At 70.1% G+C, this 18114-nt stretch carries 12 protein-coding genes, 1 tRNA gene and 1 pseudogene; 8 read left to right on the top strand and 6 right to left on the bottom strand.

The window, feature by feature from the left end; genetic code table 11:
- Positions 1–59: 59 nt before the first annotated feature.
- Positions 60–2639, bottom strand: coding sequence for an ABC transporter permease (locus ACKTSN_RS27815; RefSeq protein WP_409471608.1), 2580 nt, complete (start codon positions 2637–2639; stop codon positions 60–62).
- Positions 2636–3424: an ABC transporter ATP-binding protein gene (locus ACKTSN_RS27810; protein WP_385513616.1), complete on the bottom strand. Its 789-nt coding sequence runs from the start codon at positions 3422–3424 to the stop codon at positions 2636–2638. Before ACKTSN_RS27810 ends, ACKTSN_RS27815 begins: the two co-directional genes overlap by 4 nt.
- A gap of 414 nt (positions 3425–3838) precedes the next feature.
- On the opposite strand from ACKTSN_RS27810, the gene ACKTSN_RS27805 reads away from it, so the two are divergent.
- From ACKTSN_RS27805 to ACKTSN_RS27795, 3 genes and pseudogenes are all read left to right on the top strand, one after another.
- Complete coding sequence (locus ACKTSN_RS27805; RefSeq protein ID WP_409471607.1) at positions 3839–5335, top strand: MFS transporter; 1497 nt, start codon at positions 3839–3841, stop codon at positions 5333–5335.
- A 229-nt stretch (positions 5336–5564) separates the two neighbouring features.
- Complete coding sequence (locus ACKTSN_RS27800; RefSeq protein WP_409471606.1) at positions 5565–6038, top strand: DUF485 domain-containing protein; 474 nt, start codon at positions 5565–5567, stop codon at positions 6036–6038.
- Positions 6035–7644 (top strand): annotated as a pseudogene (locus ACKTSN_RS27795) (cation acetate symporter). The gene ACKTSN_RS27800 and the pseudogene ACKTSN_RS27795 overlap by 4 nt, the downstream one beginning before the upstream one ends.
- Before the next feature lie 18 nt (positions 7645–7662).
- Here the strand turns inward: ACKTSN_RS27795 and ACKTSN_RS27790 are convergent.
- From ACKTSN_RS27790 to ACKTSN_RS27780, 3 genes are all read right to left on the bottom strand, one after another.
- Complete coding sequence (locus tag ACKTSN_RS27790; protein WP_409471605.1) at positions 7663–8553, bottom strand: cellulose-binding protein; 891 nt, start codon at positions 8551–8553, stop codon at positions 7663–7665.
- Between the two features lie 170 nt (positions 8554–8723).
- Positions 8724–11678: an SUKH-4 family immunity protein gene (locus tag ACKTSN_RS27785; RefSeq protein WP_409471604.1), complete on the bottom strand. Its 2955-nt coding sequence runs from the start codon at positions 11676–11678 to the stop codon at positions 8724–8726.
- A gap of 7 nt (positions 11679–11685) precedes the next feature.
- Entirely contained in the window at positions 11686–12687 is a 1002-nt protein-coding gene (locus ACKTSN_RS27780; RefSeq protein ID WP_409471603.1) for an SMI1/KNR4 family protein, read from the bottom strand.
- A gap of 314 nt (positions 12688–13001) precedes the next feature.
- Here ACKTSN_RS27780 and ACKTSN_RS27775 point away from each other — a divergent pair, with 314 nt between their 5' ends.
- Together ACKTSN_RS27775 and ACKTSN_RS27770 are read left to right on the top strand one after the other, a co-directional pair.
- Entirely contained in the window at positions 13002–13517 is a 516-nt protein-coding gene (locus tag ACKTSN_RS27775; protein WP_409471602.1) for a YwqJ-related putative deaminase, read from the top strand.
- A gap of 34 nt (positions 13518–13551) precedes the next feature.
- A complete protein-coding gene (locus ACKTSN_RS27770) occupies positions 13552–14046 on the top strand; it encodes an SUKH-3 domain-containing protein (protein WP_409471601.1) in 495 nt (164 codons plus the stop codon).
- A gap of 21 nt (positions 14047–14067) precedes the next feature.
- On the opposite strand, the gene ACKTSN_RS27765 is transcribed toward ACKTSN_RS27770, so the two are convergent.
- Positions 14068–15393 carry a sensor histidine kinase gene (locus tag ACKTSN_RS27765; RefSeq protein WP_409471600.1) on the bottom strand — a complete coding sequence of 442 codons (1326 nt, stop codon included), beginning with the start codon at positions 15391–15393 and terminating at the stop codon, positions 14068–14070.
- A 166-nt stretch (positions 15394–15559) separates the two neighbouring features.
- Between ACKTSN_RS27765 and ACKTSN_RS27760 the strand changes: the two genes are divergently transcribed.
- The 3 genes from ACKTSN_RS27760 to glmU all read left to right on the top strand — a co-directional run bounded on the left by ACKTSN_RS27760 (position 15560) and on the right by glmU (position 18082).
- Complete coding sequence (locus tag ACKTSN_RS27760) at positions 15560–16435, top strand: hypothetical protein (RefSeq protein WP_409471599.1); 876 nt, start codon at positions 15560–15562, stop codon at positions 16433–16435.
- A gap of 6 nt (positions 16436–16441) precedes the next feature.
- Positions 16442–16512 (top strand) — tRNA-Gln (locus ACKTSN_RS27755).
- A gap of 121 nt (positions 16513–16633) precedes the next feature.
- Complete coding sequence (gene glmU, locus ACKTSN_RS27750; protein WP_409471598.1) at positions 16634–18082, top strand: bifunctional UDP-N-acetylglucosamine diphosphorylase/glucosamine-1-phosphate N-acetyltransferase GlmU; 1449 nt, start codon at positions 16634–16636, stop codon at positions 18080–18082.
- Positions 18083–18114: the final 32 nt, after the last annotated feature.

The following is an 18114-nucleotide window of genomic DNA, read 5'->3' as shown; positions in this document are numbered from 1 at the left end:
GAGGAGTCCCCAAGACTCCCCGGCACCGGGCCCTCCCCCGCAACCCCCGTATGCGGTGGCTACTCGGTCGCGATCGCGTTCAGGACGTTCATCCGGCCCGCCCGGAAGGCCGGCACCAGAGCGGCGAACAGGCCGACGAAGGCCGAGCCGATGAACACCCCGCCGATGGTCGGCCACGGGATCTCAAGGACGTTCAGCCCCTCCAGGGCGAGCAGCTGCTGCGCCGTGGCGCCCCAGCCCATGCCCAGCCCCAGGCCCAGCAGGGCACCGAAGAGGGCGATCACGACCGACTCCAGGCGGATCATGCGGCGCAGCTGCCGACGCGACAGGCCGATCGCCCGCATCAGGCCGATCTCCCGGGTCCGCTCCACCACCGACAGGGCCAGGGTGTTCACGACGCCCAGGACGGCCACGATGATCGCGAGGGCCAGCAGGCCGTAGATCATGTTCAGGAGCTGGCCGATCTGGTCCTTCAGGGCCTCCTTGTAGTCGGTCTGGTCGCGCACGGTGTACTGCGGGTAGTCGTCCAGTGCCGTCTTCAGCGACTGGTAGGCGGCCGCCTCCTGGCCGTCCTTCGCCGAGGCGAACAGCACCGTGTCGAGCGGGATCCTGTCGGCGGTGACGTACGTGGCCAGCGTGTCGATCGACGTGTACATCGCGCCCTGGTCGATGACCGCGTCGCTGCTGGTGATCGCGCGGACGGTCAGCCGGCCGGTGGAGCCGTCCTTGAAGTCGACGGCGATCTCGGAGCCGAGGCGGATGCCGTGGTCCTTGGCGTACTCCTCGTGGACGGACATGGAGTCGGGCCGGTAGGCGTCGTCGAGGTTGCCGGCGACGGTCTCGACCCGCAGGTCCTGCGCGTACGAGGGGTCGGCGGCCGTGAGGGCGGTGTCCTTGGACGTCTTCCCGTCGGGGGTCGTGAAGTCGGCCTTGGTCCACTTGTACTCGGTGACGCGGTCCACGCCGTCGGCGTCCTTCACGGCCGTGACCGCCTGCGGCGTGATCAGCTGCCCGCTGTCGGACTGGATGATGAAGTCCGTCCCCACGCTCTTGTCGAGTTCCTCCGTCGCCGAGGCGACCATCGACGAGCCGACCACCGACAGACAGGCCACCAGGGCCAGCCCGATCATCAGCGCCGCGCCCGTGGCGCCGGTACGGCGCGGATTGCGCAGCGCGTTGCGCTCGGCCATCCGGCCGACGGGGCCGAACATCCGCAGCACGATCGCGCCGAGCACGCGGACGACTCCGCCCGCGAGCAGCGGACCGATGACGACGAAGCCGATCAGCGACAGCACCACGCCCGCGCCCAGCCACAGCGCACCCTCGCTCGCCTTGTCGGCGGCGGCCGCCAGATACAGCCCGAATCCACCGGCACCGGTCAGCAGCAGGCCCAGCACGGCCCGTACGACACCCGCCTTCGCGTCGGCCGGGGCGCCCGCGTCGCGCAGGGCGGCCATGGGCGAGACCTTGCCGGCGCGGCGGGCCGGGAGGTAGGCGGCGAGGACGGTGACGACGACGCCGAGGACCAGTCCGACCACCGGGGTCGTCCAGGCGACCGTCAGGTCGTCCGTGGAGAGGTTCATGCCCATGGCGCCCATGAGCTTCATCAGCCCGATGGCGAGCCCGACGCCCGCGCCCACCCCGAGCACGGAGCCGACGAAACCGAGCATCAGTGCCTCGACCAGCACGGACCGGTTGACCTGCTTGCGGCTGGATCCGATGGCCCGCATCAGGCCGATCTCGCGGGTCCGCTGGGCGACCAGCATCGAGAACGTGTTGATGATCAGGAAGACGCCGACGAGGAAGGCGATCCCGGCGAAGCCGAGCATCGCGTACTTGATGACGCCCATGAACTCCTGGACGTCCTCGGCGTTCGCGTCGGCGACCTCCTTGGCCGTCTGCACCTTGAAGCCGCCGTCGAGCGCGGTGGCGACGTTCCTCTTCACCTGGGCGTCGGTGAAGCCGGACTCGGCGGTGACGTTGACGTTCGTGTAGACGCCGGTCTCACCGACGAGGGTCTGCTGAGCGGTCTTCGTGTCCAGGTAGAAGATCGCTGCACCGGGGTTGGTGACGGTGAAGTCGGCGATGCCGGAGATCTTCGCCCGGTGCGTGCCGACGGCGGTGATGACGCCGATCTCGTCGCCGAGCCCGAGGCCGTGCTTGTCGGCGGTGTCCGCGTCGATCATCACCTGGTCGGCACCCTCGGGCGCGGCACCCGAGGTGATCTTCATCGTGCGGGCTTCGTTGGAGTTCCAGCTGCCGACGATGGTCGGCCCGCCGCCGGACGGCGAGAGGCTGTCCTTGTCGGCGTCGACGACCGTCACCGACGTCGAGAAGACGGTGCCCTGCGCCGATTTCACGCCCTCCGTCCTGCGGACCTCGTCGACGACGGAGGCCGGCATGACCGGCGGCTTGCCGTTGTCGGCGGTGGTCTCACCGGTGTCCGAGGCGCCCTTGGGGCTCACCGTGACATCCGACGCGGTGGCCGCGAACAGCTTGTCGAACGTCGTGTTCATCGTGTCGGTGAACACGAGCGTGCCGCACACGAACGCCACCGACAGCAGCACGGCGACGGCCGACAGGGCCATGCGCCCCTTGTGCGCGAAGAAGTTGCGCATCGACGTCTTCAGCACGGTCATGACGTGCGCCCCCGGGCGTCGAAGTCCTTCATGCGGTCCAGAACCTGATCGGCCGTCGGGTTGTACATCTCGTCGACGATCCGGCCGTCGGCGAGATACAGCACACGGTCGGCGTACGAGGCGGCCACCGGGTCGTGCGTGACCATCACGATGGTCTGCCCCAACTCGTCCACGGACCGGCGCAGGAAGCCCAGCACCTCGGCGCCCGCGCGCGAGTCGAGGTTTCCGGTCGGCTCGTCACCGAAGATGATCTCGGGCCGCGCGGCCAGTGCCCGGGCCACGGCGACGCGCTGCTGCTGTCCGCCGGACAGCTGCGTCGGCCGGTGCTTGAGCCGGTCGGCGAGCCCCACGGTCTCCACCACCCGCTGCAGCCACGCCTTGTCCGGCTTACGGCCGGCGATGTCCATGGGCAGGGTGATGTTCTCGATCGCGTTCAGCGTCGGCAGCAGGTTGAACGCCTGGAAGATGAACCCGATCCGGTCCCGGCGCAGTTGCGTGAGCTTCTTGTCCTTCAGACCGGTGATCTCGGTCTCGTCGAGGTGGATCTGCCCGCTGGTGACGGTGTCGAGCCCGGCCAGGCAGTGCATCAGCGTGGACTTGCCGGACCCCGATGGGCCCATGATGGCGGTGAACTGGCCGCGGGCGATGTCCACGTCGACATGGTCGAGGGCGACGACGCGGGTCTCCCCCGCCCCATAGGCCTTGACGACCTGCCGCGCCCGCGCGGCAACGGCCGTACGCCCTCCAGTGCCCCCGTGCCTGGGAATGGTTACAGCCGATGTCACGGTATGTCTCCTATATCGGTCAGCAGTTGGTCGGCACGCGGCTCGTACTGAGCCGTGCCGTGTGAAGTCGTGCGAAGTGCTACGCCGATGAGTCTCGCGGCAAGCAGGGGTGACGTTCGATGGTGTTCAACCCCGTCTTGCCCTGAGGAAAACCCCACCCCTGAAGGTGCGGTGCACCGCCCCCGCGGCGTAAAGCCAGGTTAAGGACGACCCCCGTACCGTCTCGTCCTCCGCCGGTACGAACCCTCCCCGAGCCCTGGTACGGAGGGACCCCTAGGGGCAGTCCCCCCTCAGGCGGAGTCCTTCTCAGGGTCGGGTCCACCCATCGGCCCACTCAGGCTCCACCCTCCCGTTGCGTGAAGGTCAAGTGGGAAGCTGTCCGACGGCAGATAGCTGCAAGGGGAAGGAATCTGCGTGGGCAGCACCAGACCCGCGATACGCGGCACGGCACAGCACACCGGGACCGACAAGCGCGGAGCCGTCGTCGCCGCGCTGATGCTGTCGATGGCACTGGCGGCGCTCGACTCCACTGTCGTCTCCACGGCCGTACCGCAGATCGTCGGCGACCTCGGCGGCTTCTCCGTCTTCTCCTGGCTCTTCTCCGGCTATCTGCTGGCCGTCACCGTCACCCTGCCCGTCTACGGCAAGCTCTCCGACACCTTCGGCCGCAAACCGGTCCTCGTGGTGGGCGCGAGCGTCTTCCTGCTCGGCTCCCTCCTGTGTGCCCTCGCCTGGAACATGTGGGCACTCATCGCCTTCCGTATCGTCCAGGGCCTCGGCGGCGGCGCACTCCAGGGCACGGTCCAGACACTCGCCGCCGACCTCTATCCCCTGAAGGAACGCCCGAAGATCCAGGCCAAGCTCTCCACGGTGTGGGCGGTGTCCGCGGTCGCCGGCCCCGCCGTGGGCGGTGTCCTCGCCGCGTACGCCGACTGGCGCTGGATCTTCCTCGTCAACCTGCCGATCGGCGGACTCGCCCTCTGGCTGATCGTCCGCCACCTGCACGAGCCCCAGCGGAAAACGGACGCACGCGCGCGTGTCGACTGGGCGGGCGCTCTTGTGGTGTTCGCGTGCGGCGGAGTCCTGCTCACGGTGCTGGTGCAGGGCGGAGTCGCCTGGGCATGGCTGTCGCCGCCGTCGATCGCCTTGCTCGGTACCGGACTTGCCCTCGTCGTACTCGTCTTCTTCGTCGAACGCCGGGCCGCCGAACCGATCATCCCGGGCTGGGTCTGGCGCCGCCGTACGATCGCCGCGGTCAATCTCGCCCTCGGAGCGCTGGGCCTGCTCATGGTGGCGCCCGCCGTGTTCCTGCCGACGTACGCGCAGTCCGTCCTCGGCCTCGGCCCCGTGGCCGCCGGATTCGTCCTGTCCGTCTGGACGTTGAGCTGGCCCGTCTCCGCCGCGCTCAGCCAGCACGTGTACCGCAGGATCGGCTTCCGCAACACGGCGATGCTCGGCATCGGCGCCGCGACCCTGATCCTGCTGGCCTTCCCCCTGCTGCCGTACCCCGGCGAGGCCTGGCAGCCGGCCCTCCTGATGCTCCTCCTCGGGGCCGCACTCGGCCTCTTCCAGCTTCCCCTCATCATCGGCGTCCAGTCGACCGTCGGCTGGGACGAACGCGGCACGGCCACCGCGTCCATCCTCTTCTGCCGGCAGACCGGCCAGACCCTCGGGGCATCCGTCTTCGGCGCCGTCGCCAACGGCGTCCTCGCCGGCCGCCTCGGCGACGCCGGCGACCTCGACGCCATCGCCCACGGCCTCGGCACGGGCGCCGCGTCCGAAACGACCCGACGGGCCGTCGCGGACGCGGTCCACGCGGTGTACCTGGGCGCGGCGTGCGCGGCCGCGCTCGCCTTCCTGGTCCTGCTGGTGCTGGCGCCGCGCCGCTTCCCGGTCCTCAAGGACCACTGAAGACATCGGACCTGCTCATTCAGAACCTCGCCCCGGCCGGCAAAAGTCGGAGTTAACGCGGGTAACAGCGTGGGGGACCGCGCAGTTCATCGAAGTAAGCGCATACCGACCACTCAGTTTGACCAAAGCGTCGCGCGTCCCCGCCCCTCCGAGTAGCGTGCGTGGCCCGCTCACCCCCCACTCCCTGCGGTCCGCCGCCACAGACCCGAGCCACGCAAGGAGCAACGGGATGTCGTCCGACCCGTACTCGTCGTACCCGCCGCACCCCTCGCACCTGCCCCAGTCCCCGTATCCGACGAACCGCCCGCACCCGCCCCGGTACTCGTCCCCGACGTACCCGTGGCAACCCGCCGCCCCACCCGAACCCGAGCCCCGGCGAAGGCCGGTCCACGCCCCGCTGGGGCACCACAGCGACCTGCGCATCCTGCGCAGCGCCTACCGCTGGCAGCGGCGCGTGGCGACGCTCACCGCGCTCGGCTACTTCGTGCTGTTCCTGGTCCTTTCGGCGTACGCGCCGGGGTTCATGACGAGCGAGGGGATCGGCGGTCTGCCGGTCGGGCTGCTGCTCGGGCTGGCCCAACTGCCGGTCACCTGCCTGGCGATAGCGCTGTACGAGCACACCGCGCGGCGCCGCGTCGACCCGCTCGCGGAGCGCATCCGCCACCAGGCCCGGCTGGACGCGAAGCGAGGGGTGGCACGATGACCGGATTCAGCGAGTCGGCGGAGACGATGTCCCTCGTCGCCTTCTCCGCCGTGGTCACGATCACGCTGCTGCTGTGCGTGATGACCGGCCCGGACCGGGACGACCTCGACGAGTTCTACACCGGCTACAGCTCTCTGTCCCCCATGCGCAACGGCCTGGCGATCGCGGGAGACTACATCTCCGCCGCGACCGTGCTGGGCACCGGCGGGGTGATCGCGCTGTACGGCTACGACGGGATCGTCCTCGCGCTGAGTACGGCGCTGTCGTTGATGCTGCTGATGTTCCTGCTGGCGGAACCTCTGCGGAACGCGGGGCGTTTCACGATGGGGGATGCCTTCGCGCGCCGTATGCCGGGGCGGTGTGTGCGGGTGACCGCCTGTGCGGTGACGCTGGCCGCGCTGCTGCCGATGATGCTGGTGCAGCTCGCGGGCACGGGGCAGTTGATGGCGTTTCTGCTGGGCTTCTCCGGCGAGGAGTTGAAGACGGGCTGCATCATCGGGCTGGGCGTCCTGATGATCAGTTACGCGGCGATCGGCGGGATGAAGGGCACCGCTCTCATCCAGACACTGAAGATGGTGATGCTGCTCGGGTCCGGGGCGGTGGTGGCCGTACTCGTCCTGAACAAGTTCGACTGGAATCCGGCCGCGTTGTTCGACCGGGCGGCACAGCAGAGCGGCGTGGGGTCCGGCTTCCTCAGCTCCGGACTGCAGTTCGCGGGCGGCCCGGCCCCCCGCCTCGACATGATCAGCTCCCAGCTGGCCGTCGTCCTCGGTGCGGCCTGCCTGCCACACGTCACGATGCGCATGTACACGGCGTCCAGCGCCCGCCAGGTGCGCCGGTCCATGTCCTGGGCGGTGTCGAGCGTTGTCGTCTTCGTCCTGGTCATCACGGTCGTCGGGGTCGGCGCGACCGCGCTGATCGGCCGCGAGACGATCGCCGGGCAGACCCTCAGGGGAACTCGGCATATCTGCTGGGCTCACAGGCCGCGTTCGGCCAGGACGTGTCCACGGCCGAGACGTTCCTGTTCACGGCGGTCACGACGGCGGTGTTCCTGACGGTGCTCGCCTCGGTCGCGGGCATGATCCTCGCCTGCGCCAACTCCCTGGCCCACGACGTCTTCGCCGGCCGCGTACAGGAGATGTCGGCCCGCCGCGAAATGGCCCTCGCCCGCATCTCCGCCCTGGCCGTCGGCGTCCCGGCCATCCTGCTGGCGACTTTGGTCCAGCATCGCAGCCTGCAACCCCTGGTGACGCTGTCCTTCTCCCTGGGCGCCTCCGCCCTCGCCCCCGCCCTCGTCTACAGCCTGTTCTGGCGCCGTTACACCCGCACCGGCCTGCTGAGCACCCTCATCGGCGGCTCCCTGTCCGTCCTGCTGCTGATGCCGGGCACCAACCTCGTCTCCGGGTCCCCCGTCTCCGCCTTCCCCGAGGCCGACTTCAACTACTTCCCGTTCACCACGACCGCCCTGATCTCCGTCCCCCTCGGCTTCGCCTTCGGCTGGCTGGGCACGCTCGCCTCCGGCCGGCAGAAGTCGGACGAGCAGCGCCGGCAGTACGAGGCGGTGGAGGGGTGGATCCTGGCCGGCGCGGTGCGGCGCAGGGGGTGAGACCGGCCGGCCCCCACGTCACTCCGCCTGCGCACGGTTCCCCATCAGCTTGGCGAGACTGCTGCGTACGTAGTCCATGTGCGCCTGCACCTTGTCCCACTGCTCCCCGTGCTCCCGCAGCACCCCCTCCGTCTCCCGCTCGATCCGGTCCTCCTCGGCCCGGGCCTCCGCGAGAACTTCGTCGGCCCGGGCCTGGGCCTGCTCCTGCCAGTGCCGGTCGGACTCCGCGGCGGCGGCCCGGTCCTGTTCCGCCTCGGACAGCGCGGCCTCGGCGCGGGCCATCCGTTCGGCGAAGTGCGCATCCAGCGCGGCCGTCCTGTCCTCGGCCTCCTGCTCGGCGGACGCCCACCGCCGGGCGTGCTCCTTCTCCTGCTCGGCCAGCATCGCCGCCGTGCGCTGCCGCACCTCGCGCAACGCGGCCACGGCCTCCTTACGGCTCTCCTTCACCTCACGCCGGGCGGTGACCCGGAGCTCATCGGCCTCGGCCTGCGCCGTGAGCAATCGCTGACGGGCGCGTTCCTCGGCATCCGCGCGCAGCGCATCGGCCTCTTCCTGCGCGGTCCGGCGCACGTCCAGGGCGCGCGACTCGGCATCCGCAACACACTCGTCCGCCTCGCGCCGCGCCTCCTCACGCAGGACCGCCGCCTCCTCCTCCGCGAGCTGAAAAAGGAGCCGGGCGCGCTCCCCGAGCGCCTCGTACGTCTGCGGAGGGAGCTGCTCGACCGCCTCCCGCAGCCGCTCCACCTCCGCCTCCATCTCCCGGGCGAGCACGGTGAGGCGGGCCGCACGTTCCCAGGCGGCGTCGCGATCCACGGAGAGCGCGAAGGCGTACGCGTCGACCTGCTCGGGGCGATAACCGCGCCCCCGGACGGTCACGAAGCCATGCGACGACACCGATGCGCTGCTCATTCCAGAACCCCTCGAACCCCTTGAAGGACGTCCATGTCGCGCATATCTTGATGGATCAGACGGAAGCGTTCATAACGCGACACTCCGCGCACAAGGTACGTAAACAAAGGGCCGGGCCCGGTCACACGACCGGGCCCGGCCCTTTCACACGTCCTGCCGTCACCCCAGGGTCACAGCAAGCCGTCCCACATCTGCTCCAGCAGCACCGACCACCAGCTCTCCGGCGAACCCAGCGCCGCTGGATCGAGTGAGGCCAACTGGGCCTGGAAGTCGACGGTCCAACGGCCCGCCTGCTCCTGGTTCAGCCCGAACCGCAGCCGCCACATCCGCCCGAGCAGCGCCAGACAGCGCACGAACTCCGGCAGCCCGGTGTTCACGAACTGCGGCGGCACCGGCACACCACCCGGCCCGGCCTCCACCGGCACCGCCACGATGTTCGCCGTGCCGTACTGCACACAGATCGCCTTGCCGAAATCGCTGCCCATCACCAGGTACGAACCCGCGTCCGACGCCGGCTGCACCCCGCGCTCGGCAGCCAGCTCCGCCAGCGTCGGCACCGGCCGCCCCGGCTGGGCCTGCGCCCAGAAGAACGGCCCCATGTCCAGCGGCAGCCCCGCCATCACCAGCGTCTGCGCCACGACCGGCGGCACCCCCTGCCGGGACACCGCCGCCTGCTCGAACCGGAACACCCCCGGCCCGAACGCCCCCGCCAGCTCCTGCGCCACACCCTCCGGCGGAACCGGCGGCGCCGGCTGCACCGGCACAAGCGGCGCCCGCACCGGGGCCGGCCGCGCGGGGCCGTCCGCAACCTGGTGCAACTCACCCTGATGGGCGAGGAGTTGCTGCACGCCCTGCTGCCGGCTCGCGTGATCCGTACCGTACGGAGCAATGCTCGTGATCCGCGCCTGCGGCCACTGCTCCCGGATCATCCGCGCACAGTACGCACCCGGCAGCTCACACGACTCCAACTCGGTGTGCAGCTCGAGCACCTGGTCCGGCGGCACGTTCATCGCCCGCAGCTCGTGGAAGATCTGCCACTCCGGGTGCGGCGTACCCGGCGCGGAACGCCGGATCAGCTGCTGCTCGGAGCCGTCCTGCGCGCGGTAGCGCAGCACGGCCTGATAACCGGGGCCCACGGTCGGCTGACCGCCCGGCTGCGGGTAGCCGTACGCCGGCGGCTGCTGGCCGGGTGCGGGGTGGCCGGGTGCGGGGTGGCCAGGCACACCGGGCATGGGCTGGCCGGGTGCGGGGTGGCCAGGCACACCGGGCATGGGCTGACCGGGGGGCGGCGGGACCGCACCCGGTGCCGGGGGCATCGGGTGCGGGACGCCGGGGGGCATGCCGGGAGCGCCTGGAACGCCGGGTGCGCCGGGAGCTGGCGGCGGGGGTGCACCGGGGCCGCCGACCGGGGGCGCGGCCAGCACGGTCTCCGCGTGGTGCACGGCACCTCGCGCGCCGCCTGCGGAGCCCTGCGCGCCGGGGGGCTGCGGTGTACCCGGGACGCCGGGCGGCTGCGGCGCGCCCGGCGCACCAGGGGCGCCCGGAGGCTGCGGCGCGCCTCCACCCGGGCCCATCTGAGCGGGGTCGGCCAGCACCGTGGCGGCGTGGTGGACACCACCGGGAGGCGTGCCGCCCGGCGCACCCGGAGCCCCGGGCGGATGGGGAGCCCCAGGCGGAGTGGGGGTACCCGGAGGAGTCGGGGTACCCGGCGGCTGCGGCGCGCCCGGACCCCCAGGCACCTCAGGACCGTCAGGCCCGATCGCCGACACGAGCTGCGTCGGCACATACCCACCCGCCGGCGCACCGGGCCCACCCGGCCTACCCGGGGCTCCCGGCGTACCCGGCGGCGGAGGCGTGCTCCCAGGCCGCGCACCCGGAATACCGGGCGCCCCCGGCGGAGGCGGAGGAGTCACGCCGCCGCCCCGCGCACGGCGTGGCGGAGGCGCCGCCTTGCTCGTCGCGGCATCGGCGATGTCCCCGGCGCTCGGCGCGAGCGGCTGCCCGGCCAACCCACCCGGAGCGGCCGGCGGCTGTGGCGCGCCCGGCGCCTGCGGATACCCGTACGCCGGTGTACCACCCGGCGCCGGCGTACCCGCTCCCGGCGTCGGAGGCGGCGTCCCCGGACCAGCCCCCGCACCCGAACCCTGCGGATACCCGTAAGTCGACGGCCCTGGAGGCGGCGCACCCGGCCCCGGCGGCGGCGTCCCCGGAACCCCTGCCGCACCCGACCCCTGCGGATACCCGTAAGTCGACGCACCCGGCCCCGGCGGCGGCGTGCTGCCCTGCGGGACTCCGACCGGCGCACCCGCCCCCTGCGAACCCTGCGCGCCCGGCGCCTGTGCACCGTCGAGGGCCGGTGCGACCGCCGTCGGCGGCAGCTGGCTGCCGCCCGACATCAGCGCCGTCTTCGCGTCCGGCGCCGCCGGGGGCGGCGTCTCGTCAACGTCCGCGTCACTCAACGGCGGCGCGAAAACCGTCTCCGGCAACGGCACGGAACGGTCCTCACCCGCATCCGCGCTGGTGTCCGTCCCGGCCCACGGAGTCGCCCCCGCAGGCGCACCCGGCACCCCGGCCGCCTCAGCACGCGCCCCCGCGCCCGCCTCACTGTCACTACCGGCGCCGGCCGCCGGCCACGCCGTACCACTACCAGCCGCGCCGACCCCACCGGCACCGGACCCAGAACCAGCACCGGAACCCGAGCCGGAACCACCAACGGAACCGGCACCCGCACCAGCCCGCCGCTCCGGAATCCCCAACTTGTCCGCCGCCTCCTGCAACCACTCCGGCGGACTCAGCAAGAACGACGTCTGATTCAGATCCACCCGAGCCGCAGCAGCCGGCGCCGCATCCGCGGCCGCGGCCGCACGCCCCCCGTACTCCTCCTCGTACCGGCGGATCACCTCACCCACCGGCAGCGACGGCCACAGCGTCGCCTCACCGCTGTCCCGCGCGATCACCAGCCGCTGCGCACCCCCGTCCGAACGCGGCCCGTCCGCACGGTCCTCGGCCCACACCACGAACCCGAGCCCGAACTCCCGCACCCGCACCTCACGATGCTGGTACGACGGCACATCCCCGTTGATCCACTCTTCCGCGCGCTCCTGCGCCTGCGCGAACGTCACCATCGCCAGCTCACTCCCCCACGGCAGTCACGGCCGAAGAGACGGGCACCACATGCGCGAACCCACCGTCCACCATCAGATTCGCCACGGTCTCCAACTCCGGTGGAGAACCCGCCAACCGCGCCAAGAACGCGTCGAAATCCTCACCGCACGGCAACAACAACCGCTCCACCCGCTCCGCCGGCGGCACCGCAGGATCCACATCCCGCGCATCGTCGTACGCGCAGAACCACACCGACCCGATCCGGTCACCCTTCACCTTCACGGCCAGCAACCCGCCCTGCACAAACCCAACACCCAGATAATCCTTGGTCAGATGGTCGCGCAGACACTTGTTCACATACACAAGGTCATTGACCGCCGCCTCGTCCCGCACCGTGAAGAACGGCTGATCGATCAGCAGCCCCAACTCCGCGTCCAACGCCGTCCCCACCGGCGCACACCCGCCCGCCGCCTTCAAAAACGACCGGTACGCACCCGGCAGCCGATACCCCAGGTCCTCCTCGACCCCCAGCACCTGCGACTCACTCACCGCCACGCCCGACTTCGGCAACCCGAAATGCGCGGGCCGCGTCTCCTGCAACGGCCGCGTCCCCCGCTTGTTCTGGTCCACCGCCGCCGTCGCAATACCGCCGTGGTGCCGCAGCAACGCCTTCACCTCGACCGGCACCAGCTCCAGCCGCCGCGACCCCACCACGTGATGCCACGTCCAGCCGTGCGGCGTCGCCACCGACGGCACCGTGTCCCACAACTCATGCCCCGAAGCCGCAAGCGCCGCGTTCGCCGACACATAGTCCGTCAACCGCAACTCGTCCACGCCGAAACCCTCCGGCGGCTCCGCAATCTCCGCCGCCGCACGCGCATAGGGCGAGAAGTCCGGGTAACCGTGCTCATCCACCCGCACCCCTCTCGGATGACGGGCCGCCCGAACCGGATCCGGGAAATGCACGACCTGCCCGGCATAGGCCGCGTTCGGCGGCGCGGCTTGCTGCCCGAGCCGACCTGTCGTCATGGCGGTAGCCCCCTGCGGCACTCTGGTACGACCCGTAGCAACCCCTAAGGCCCACTACGCCCCGTATCGACTGTCTCTCCAACGCGTTGACCGCGCGCATCGCGGTGCCGACAGCCTATGCGGTACGACGAAACCGGTCACCGGCGCCGGTCACAGCACCGGAAACCCACCCTCCGCCCACCGTGACCAGCCGTCACCCTCCCGTGACAGCCAGCCCGAACACGGGCGTGTCGCAGCGCCCCAGCTTCCGCACCAGCCACGGCATTTGGCACTCTGTGTCCGCCGGGGGGATGCACGGGAGGGGAAATACGATCATGAACACGACGCAAACGGGACCACACACCAGCACATCCGGCGACCCCCGCATCGGCTGGAGCGCCACCGAAACCCACCAGGCACCCACCCTCCGCCACCGCCGCGACGGCATACTCCCCACCGTCGCCGCCGCCCTCTCCGTCCGCGGCGCCACCCTCACCGGCACCGCCGCCCGCGGCGACCAGCCCCCCACCCTCCACCCACTCGTACAGGACTTCCTCGACACCCTCACCAGCGCCCAACGCGACCGCTTCACCGGCCGCTGCGCCGAAACCATCCTCATCTCCCGGCACATCGCCAACGCCGACGCCGCCCGCAGCAAACGCGCCGCCCGCAAACCCATGACCAACGGCGAAGCTCGCAAAGCCCTCAAACAGGCCAAACTCACCGCCCGCCGCATCCGCGAAGACGGCGACCCCCTCCACGGCAGCTTCGCCACCCCCTGCCGCGCCTGCACCGCCCTCAGCGCCCACTTCGGCGTCCGCATCGTCGACCCCACAGCGACCGACGCCTGACTCCCACCCCGAACAAACGCAAGATAGAGGGCAGATGCACACCGACCGCACCTCCACCACACGCTTCGCCGTACCCGTCGACGCCGCCCTGCGCGCCGCCGGCTGGCAACCCGGGCGCTGGGACATCAAACAAGCCGAAATCTGGGCCGACACCCTCCGCGAACACACCTCACCCGCCGGCCACCGCCACGCGGTCTTCCCCGCCGCCGTCGAAGCCTGGGCCGAATTCGGCAGCCTCCACCTCACCCCCACCGGACCCGGCCGCCAGATCGCCCCCGCAACCCTCCACCTCGACCCCCTGCACGGCCTCCACATGGCCCGCACCCTCGCCGACCTCGGCCGCGCCCTCGACACCGACGTCAGCCCCCTCGGCGCCGAACCCGACACCCAGACCATCCTCGCCATCGACACCGAAGGCCGCATCTACGCCCTCGACCACACCGGCGACTGGTACCTCGGCCCCACCATCGACCAAGCCCTCACCGGCCTCATCTCCGGCACAGAACCCGTACGCCTCACGGCAGGCTGACACCCACGGCCCACGACAGGCCTACGACGCCGGAATCACCGCCGACACCCGAAAACCACCCGCATCCGTCGGCCCCGACACAAACACCCCACCCAACGCCGAAACCCGCTCCTTCATCCCCACCAGCCCGTTCCCCCCGGACGGCAACCGCGCCGACGACACCTCCGACGGCGCCTCGTTCTCCACCTGCATCGCGATCTCCGACACCCGATGCGCCAACCTCACATACGTCTTCGCCCCCGCCGCGTGCTTGTGCACGTTCGTCAACGCCTCCTGCACCACGCGATACGCGGTCCGCTCGACCTCCGGCGCATACGACCGCACCTCCCCCTCCACCGACAGATCGACCATCATCCCCGCAGCCGCCGACTGCCCGATCAACTCATCCAACTCCGACAGACACGGCCCCTCCGCGGAACCGCCCCCCTCATCCGCCGCACGCGAAGCCGCCGCAGCCGCCGCAACCCTCACCGCCGCCAACGGCACCGCCTCCGCACGCTCCCGCGCCACCCCCGCACCATCCCCACTGCGCAGCACCCCCAGCATCTCCCGCAACTCGGTCAACGCCTGCCGCCCCATGTCCCCCACCAGCGCCGCGTTCTTCACCGCCTTCTCGGGATCCTTCCGAGCCACCGCCTGCAGCGCCGCCGCATGCACCACCATCAAACTCACCCGATGCGCCACCACGTCATGCATGTCCCGCGCAATCCGCGTCCGCTCCTCATTACGCGCCCACTCGGCCCGCTCCTCCGCCCGCTCCGCAAGCAACTGAAGCTCCCGCTCCAGACTGTCCGCCCGCTCCCGAAGACTTTCCATCAGCCGACGCCGAGCACCCACATACAAACCCAGCAACAACGGCGGCGCAGTCACACCGACAGACGCGGTGATCGAGATGAAGGGGACGAACCAGTCCCCCATGTCCAACTCGCCATTCGTCATGTCCTGCTGCGCCCGCACGAACGTCACCACCAACGTCCCCAGCAGCGACATCCCCGCCAACGACGCAATGATCCGACGCGGCAGCTCCGACGCGGCCAACGTGTACAGACCGACGACCGTCAGCAGAAAACCCATCTGCGCCGGCGAGATCGCGACCGACACCAGGACAACGACAATCGGCCACATCCGACGCACCAACAGCGTCGAACCCGCCACCATACCGAACGCCACACCCACAGCCAGCGGAATCCCCGCATCCCGCGCAAACGGAATCCCCTCGGCCGCACACTCCACCGCGGACACCAAAGCGAGGCACCCGTCGAGCACCGCGCTACGCCATCTGGCCCACCACCAGGGCCCGGTCAAGGCCCTGATGTCCCCTTTGCCGTCTTCCCCCGTCGTGGTCATGCCTCCAGCCTACGGGCGGGGGCATGCGCTTTTCCGGCGAGTTTCAACGACCGGCTCACACCACACTCCGTAATCGAATAACAGCGAAACCGACTGGTATCCCTCGAACTGCTGAACCACACCCGTTCGACCCCGGAACGACGCATTCCGGCCGGACGGTATGCACATGGCACATTCATATGGCAAGTACGCGGACTTCGAGGGACTGCGGGAACAGGCGGTCGCCTTGCGGCGGGCGGGACTCAGCCGACGCCAGATCCGCGACCGGCTCCACGTCGACAACAACGACATCCTCAACCGGCTCCTCGAGGGCGAGCCGCCCCCTGAATGGACGAAGCGCCCGAACGCGAAGGACGACCTGAGGGACAGGGCGAGGGAGCTACGGCTCCAGGGGTGGACGTACGACCAGATCCAGGTGGAGCTGGGGTGCTCCAAGAGCTCGATCTCGCTGTGGGTACGAGATCTGCCGAAGCCGGAGCGGCGGCAACGCACCCGGGAGGAAGCCTCGGCGATCGCGAAGCGCGGCTGGGAAGCCAAGTTGCGGCTGCGCGAGGAGGAGCGTCAGCGCACGAAGCACGCGGCGATGGCCGAGGTGGGCCAGCTGAAAGATCGCGAGCTTTTCCTGATCGGCGTGGGCCTCTATTGGGCCGAGGGATCCAAGAGCAAGCCCTACAGCCGACGGGAGCGCGTCACTTTCGTCAACAGCGATCCGAACATGGTCACGGTATTCCTGGCCTGGCTGAACCTCCTCCACGTGGCACCCGAGAGCCTCAGGTTCGCGGTACAGATTCACGAGACCGCCGATGTGCCAGCGGCAGAGGCCTTCTGGGCGGATCATGTCGGCATCAAGACCGCCGAGCTTCTGAAGACCACCCTCAAGAAACACAAGCCCAGCACCAACAGGAAGAACACCGACGAGTACTACTACGGATGTCTCCGCATCGACGTGAGGGACGGAGCTGACTTGTACCGTCGCATCGAGGGCTGGTGGTACGGCATAGTAGGGGCTGCCACCGCGCCCGATCTACGAAATCGGACATAGCGGTAATCCCGGGTCGTCTAAGGGCAAGACGTCAGATTTTGGTTCTGATCATGGGGGTTCGAGTCCTCCCCCGGGAGCACATGCTCGGTTCGGGCCCTGACTGCTAACAGCTCAGTCAGGGCCCGCTCCCATCTCCCCCCTGAAACACCCCGGTATCCTGCGGTTGTCCACACCCCCTCCACAGCCGAAGGGCATCCCGTGAGCGCCATTCGCCCGGCAGCCGTCGTCGTACTCGCAGCGGGTGAGGGCACCCGTATGAAATCGGCCACACCGAAGGTCCTGCATGAGATCTGCGGCCGCAGTCTCGTGGGGCATGTGCTCGCCGCCGCCGGTGAGTTGGCGCCGGAGAGCCTTGTCGTGGTCGTCGGGCACGCCCGGGAGAAGGTCACCGAGCATCTCGCGAAGGTCTCCCCGGACGTACGCACCGCTGTCCAGGCGGAGCAGAACGGCACCGGTCATGCCGTCCGGATGGGTCTGGAGGAGCTGGGCGGTGTCGTCGACGGGACCGTCGTGGTCGTCTGTGGTGACACTCCCCTGCTCACGGGCGAGACGCTCAAGCAGCTCGCGACGACCCATGAGCAGGATGGGAACGCCGTCACTGTGCTGACCGCCGAGGTGCCGGACGCGACCGGTTACGGGCGGATCGTCCGGGATGACGTGTCCGGTGCCGTGACGGCGATCGTCGAGCACAAGGACGCCACCGACGCCCAGCGGGCGATCCGTGAGATCAACTCCGGCGTCTTCGCCTTCGACGGGCAGTTGCTCGCGGACGCGCTCGGGAAGGTGCGCACGGACAACAGCCAGGGCGAGGAGTACCTGACCGACGTCCTCGGAATTCTCCGTGAGGCCGGTCACCGCGTCGGTGCCTCCGTCGCTGCCGATCACCGTGAGATCGCCGGTATCAACAACCGCGTGCAGCTCGCCGAGGCCCGTCGCATTCTCAACGACCGGCTCCTCACCCGCGCCATGCTCGACGGCGTCACCGTCGTCGACCCCGCGACCACCTGGATCGACGTCACCGTCACCTTCGAGCAGGACGCGGTCGTCCACCCGGGCACCCAGTTGCAGGGTTCCACGCACCTCGGCGAGGGCGCGGAGGTGGGGCCGAACAGCCGGCTCAAGGACACGCGTGTCGATGCCGGTGCCCGTGTGGACAACACCGTGGCCGACGGTGCGCAGGTGGGGCCGAACGCGTCCGTGGGGCCGTACGCCTATCTCCGTCCCGGTACCCGTCTCGGCGCGAAGGGCAAGATCGGTACGTACGTCGAGACGAAGAACGCCTCGATCGGTGAGGGCACGAAGGTGCCGCATCTCTCGTACGTCGGTGACGCGACGATCGGTGAGTACACGAACATCGGCGCTGCGAGTGTGTTTGTGAACTACGACGGGGAGAGCAAGCACCACACGACCGTCGGGTCGCACTGCAAGACCGGAGCGGACAACATGATTGTGGCTCCTGTCACGGTCGGGGACGGTGCGTACACCGCTGCCGGGTCCGTGATCACGAAGGATGTGCCGCCCGGTTCGTTGGCTGTGGCCCGTGGTCAGCAGCGGAATATCGAGGGTTGGGTGGCTCGTAAGCGGCCGGGGAGTGCGTCGGCGAAGGCGGCCGAGGCGGCGTCCCGGAAGCCGGAAGGTGAGGGCTGACCGGAAACAGGTGCGTCTGGGACGGCGTACCG

Source organism: Streptomyces flavusporus, from assembly GCF_046267975.1.
Classification (GTDB): Bacteria; Actinomycetota; Actinomycetes; order Streptomycetales; family Streptomycetaceae; genus Streptomyces; species Streptomyces flavusporus.
The sequence above is the reverse complement of the archived record's forward strand: the minus strand, read 5'-3'. Positions and strand labels throughout refer to the sequence as shown.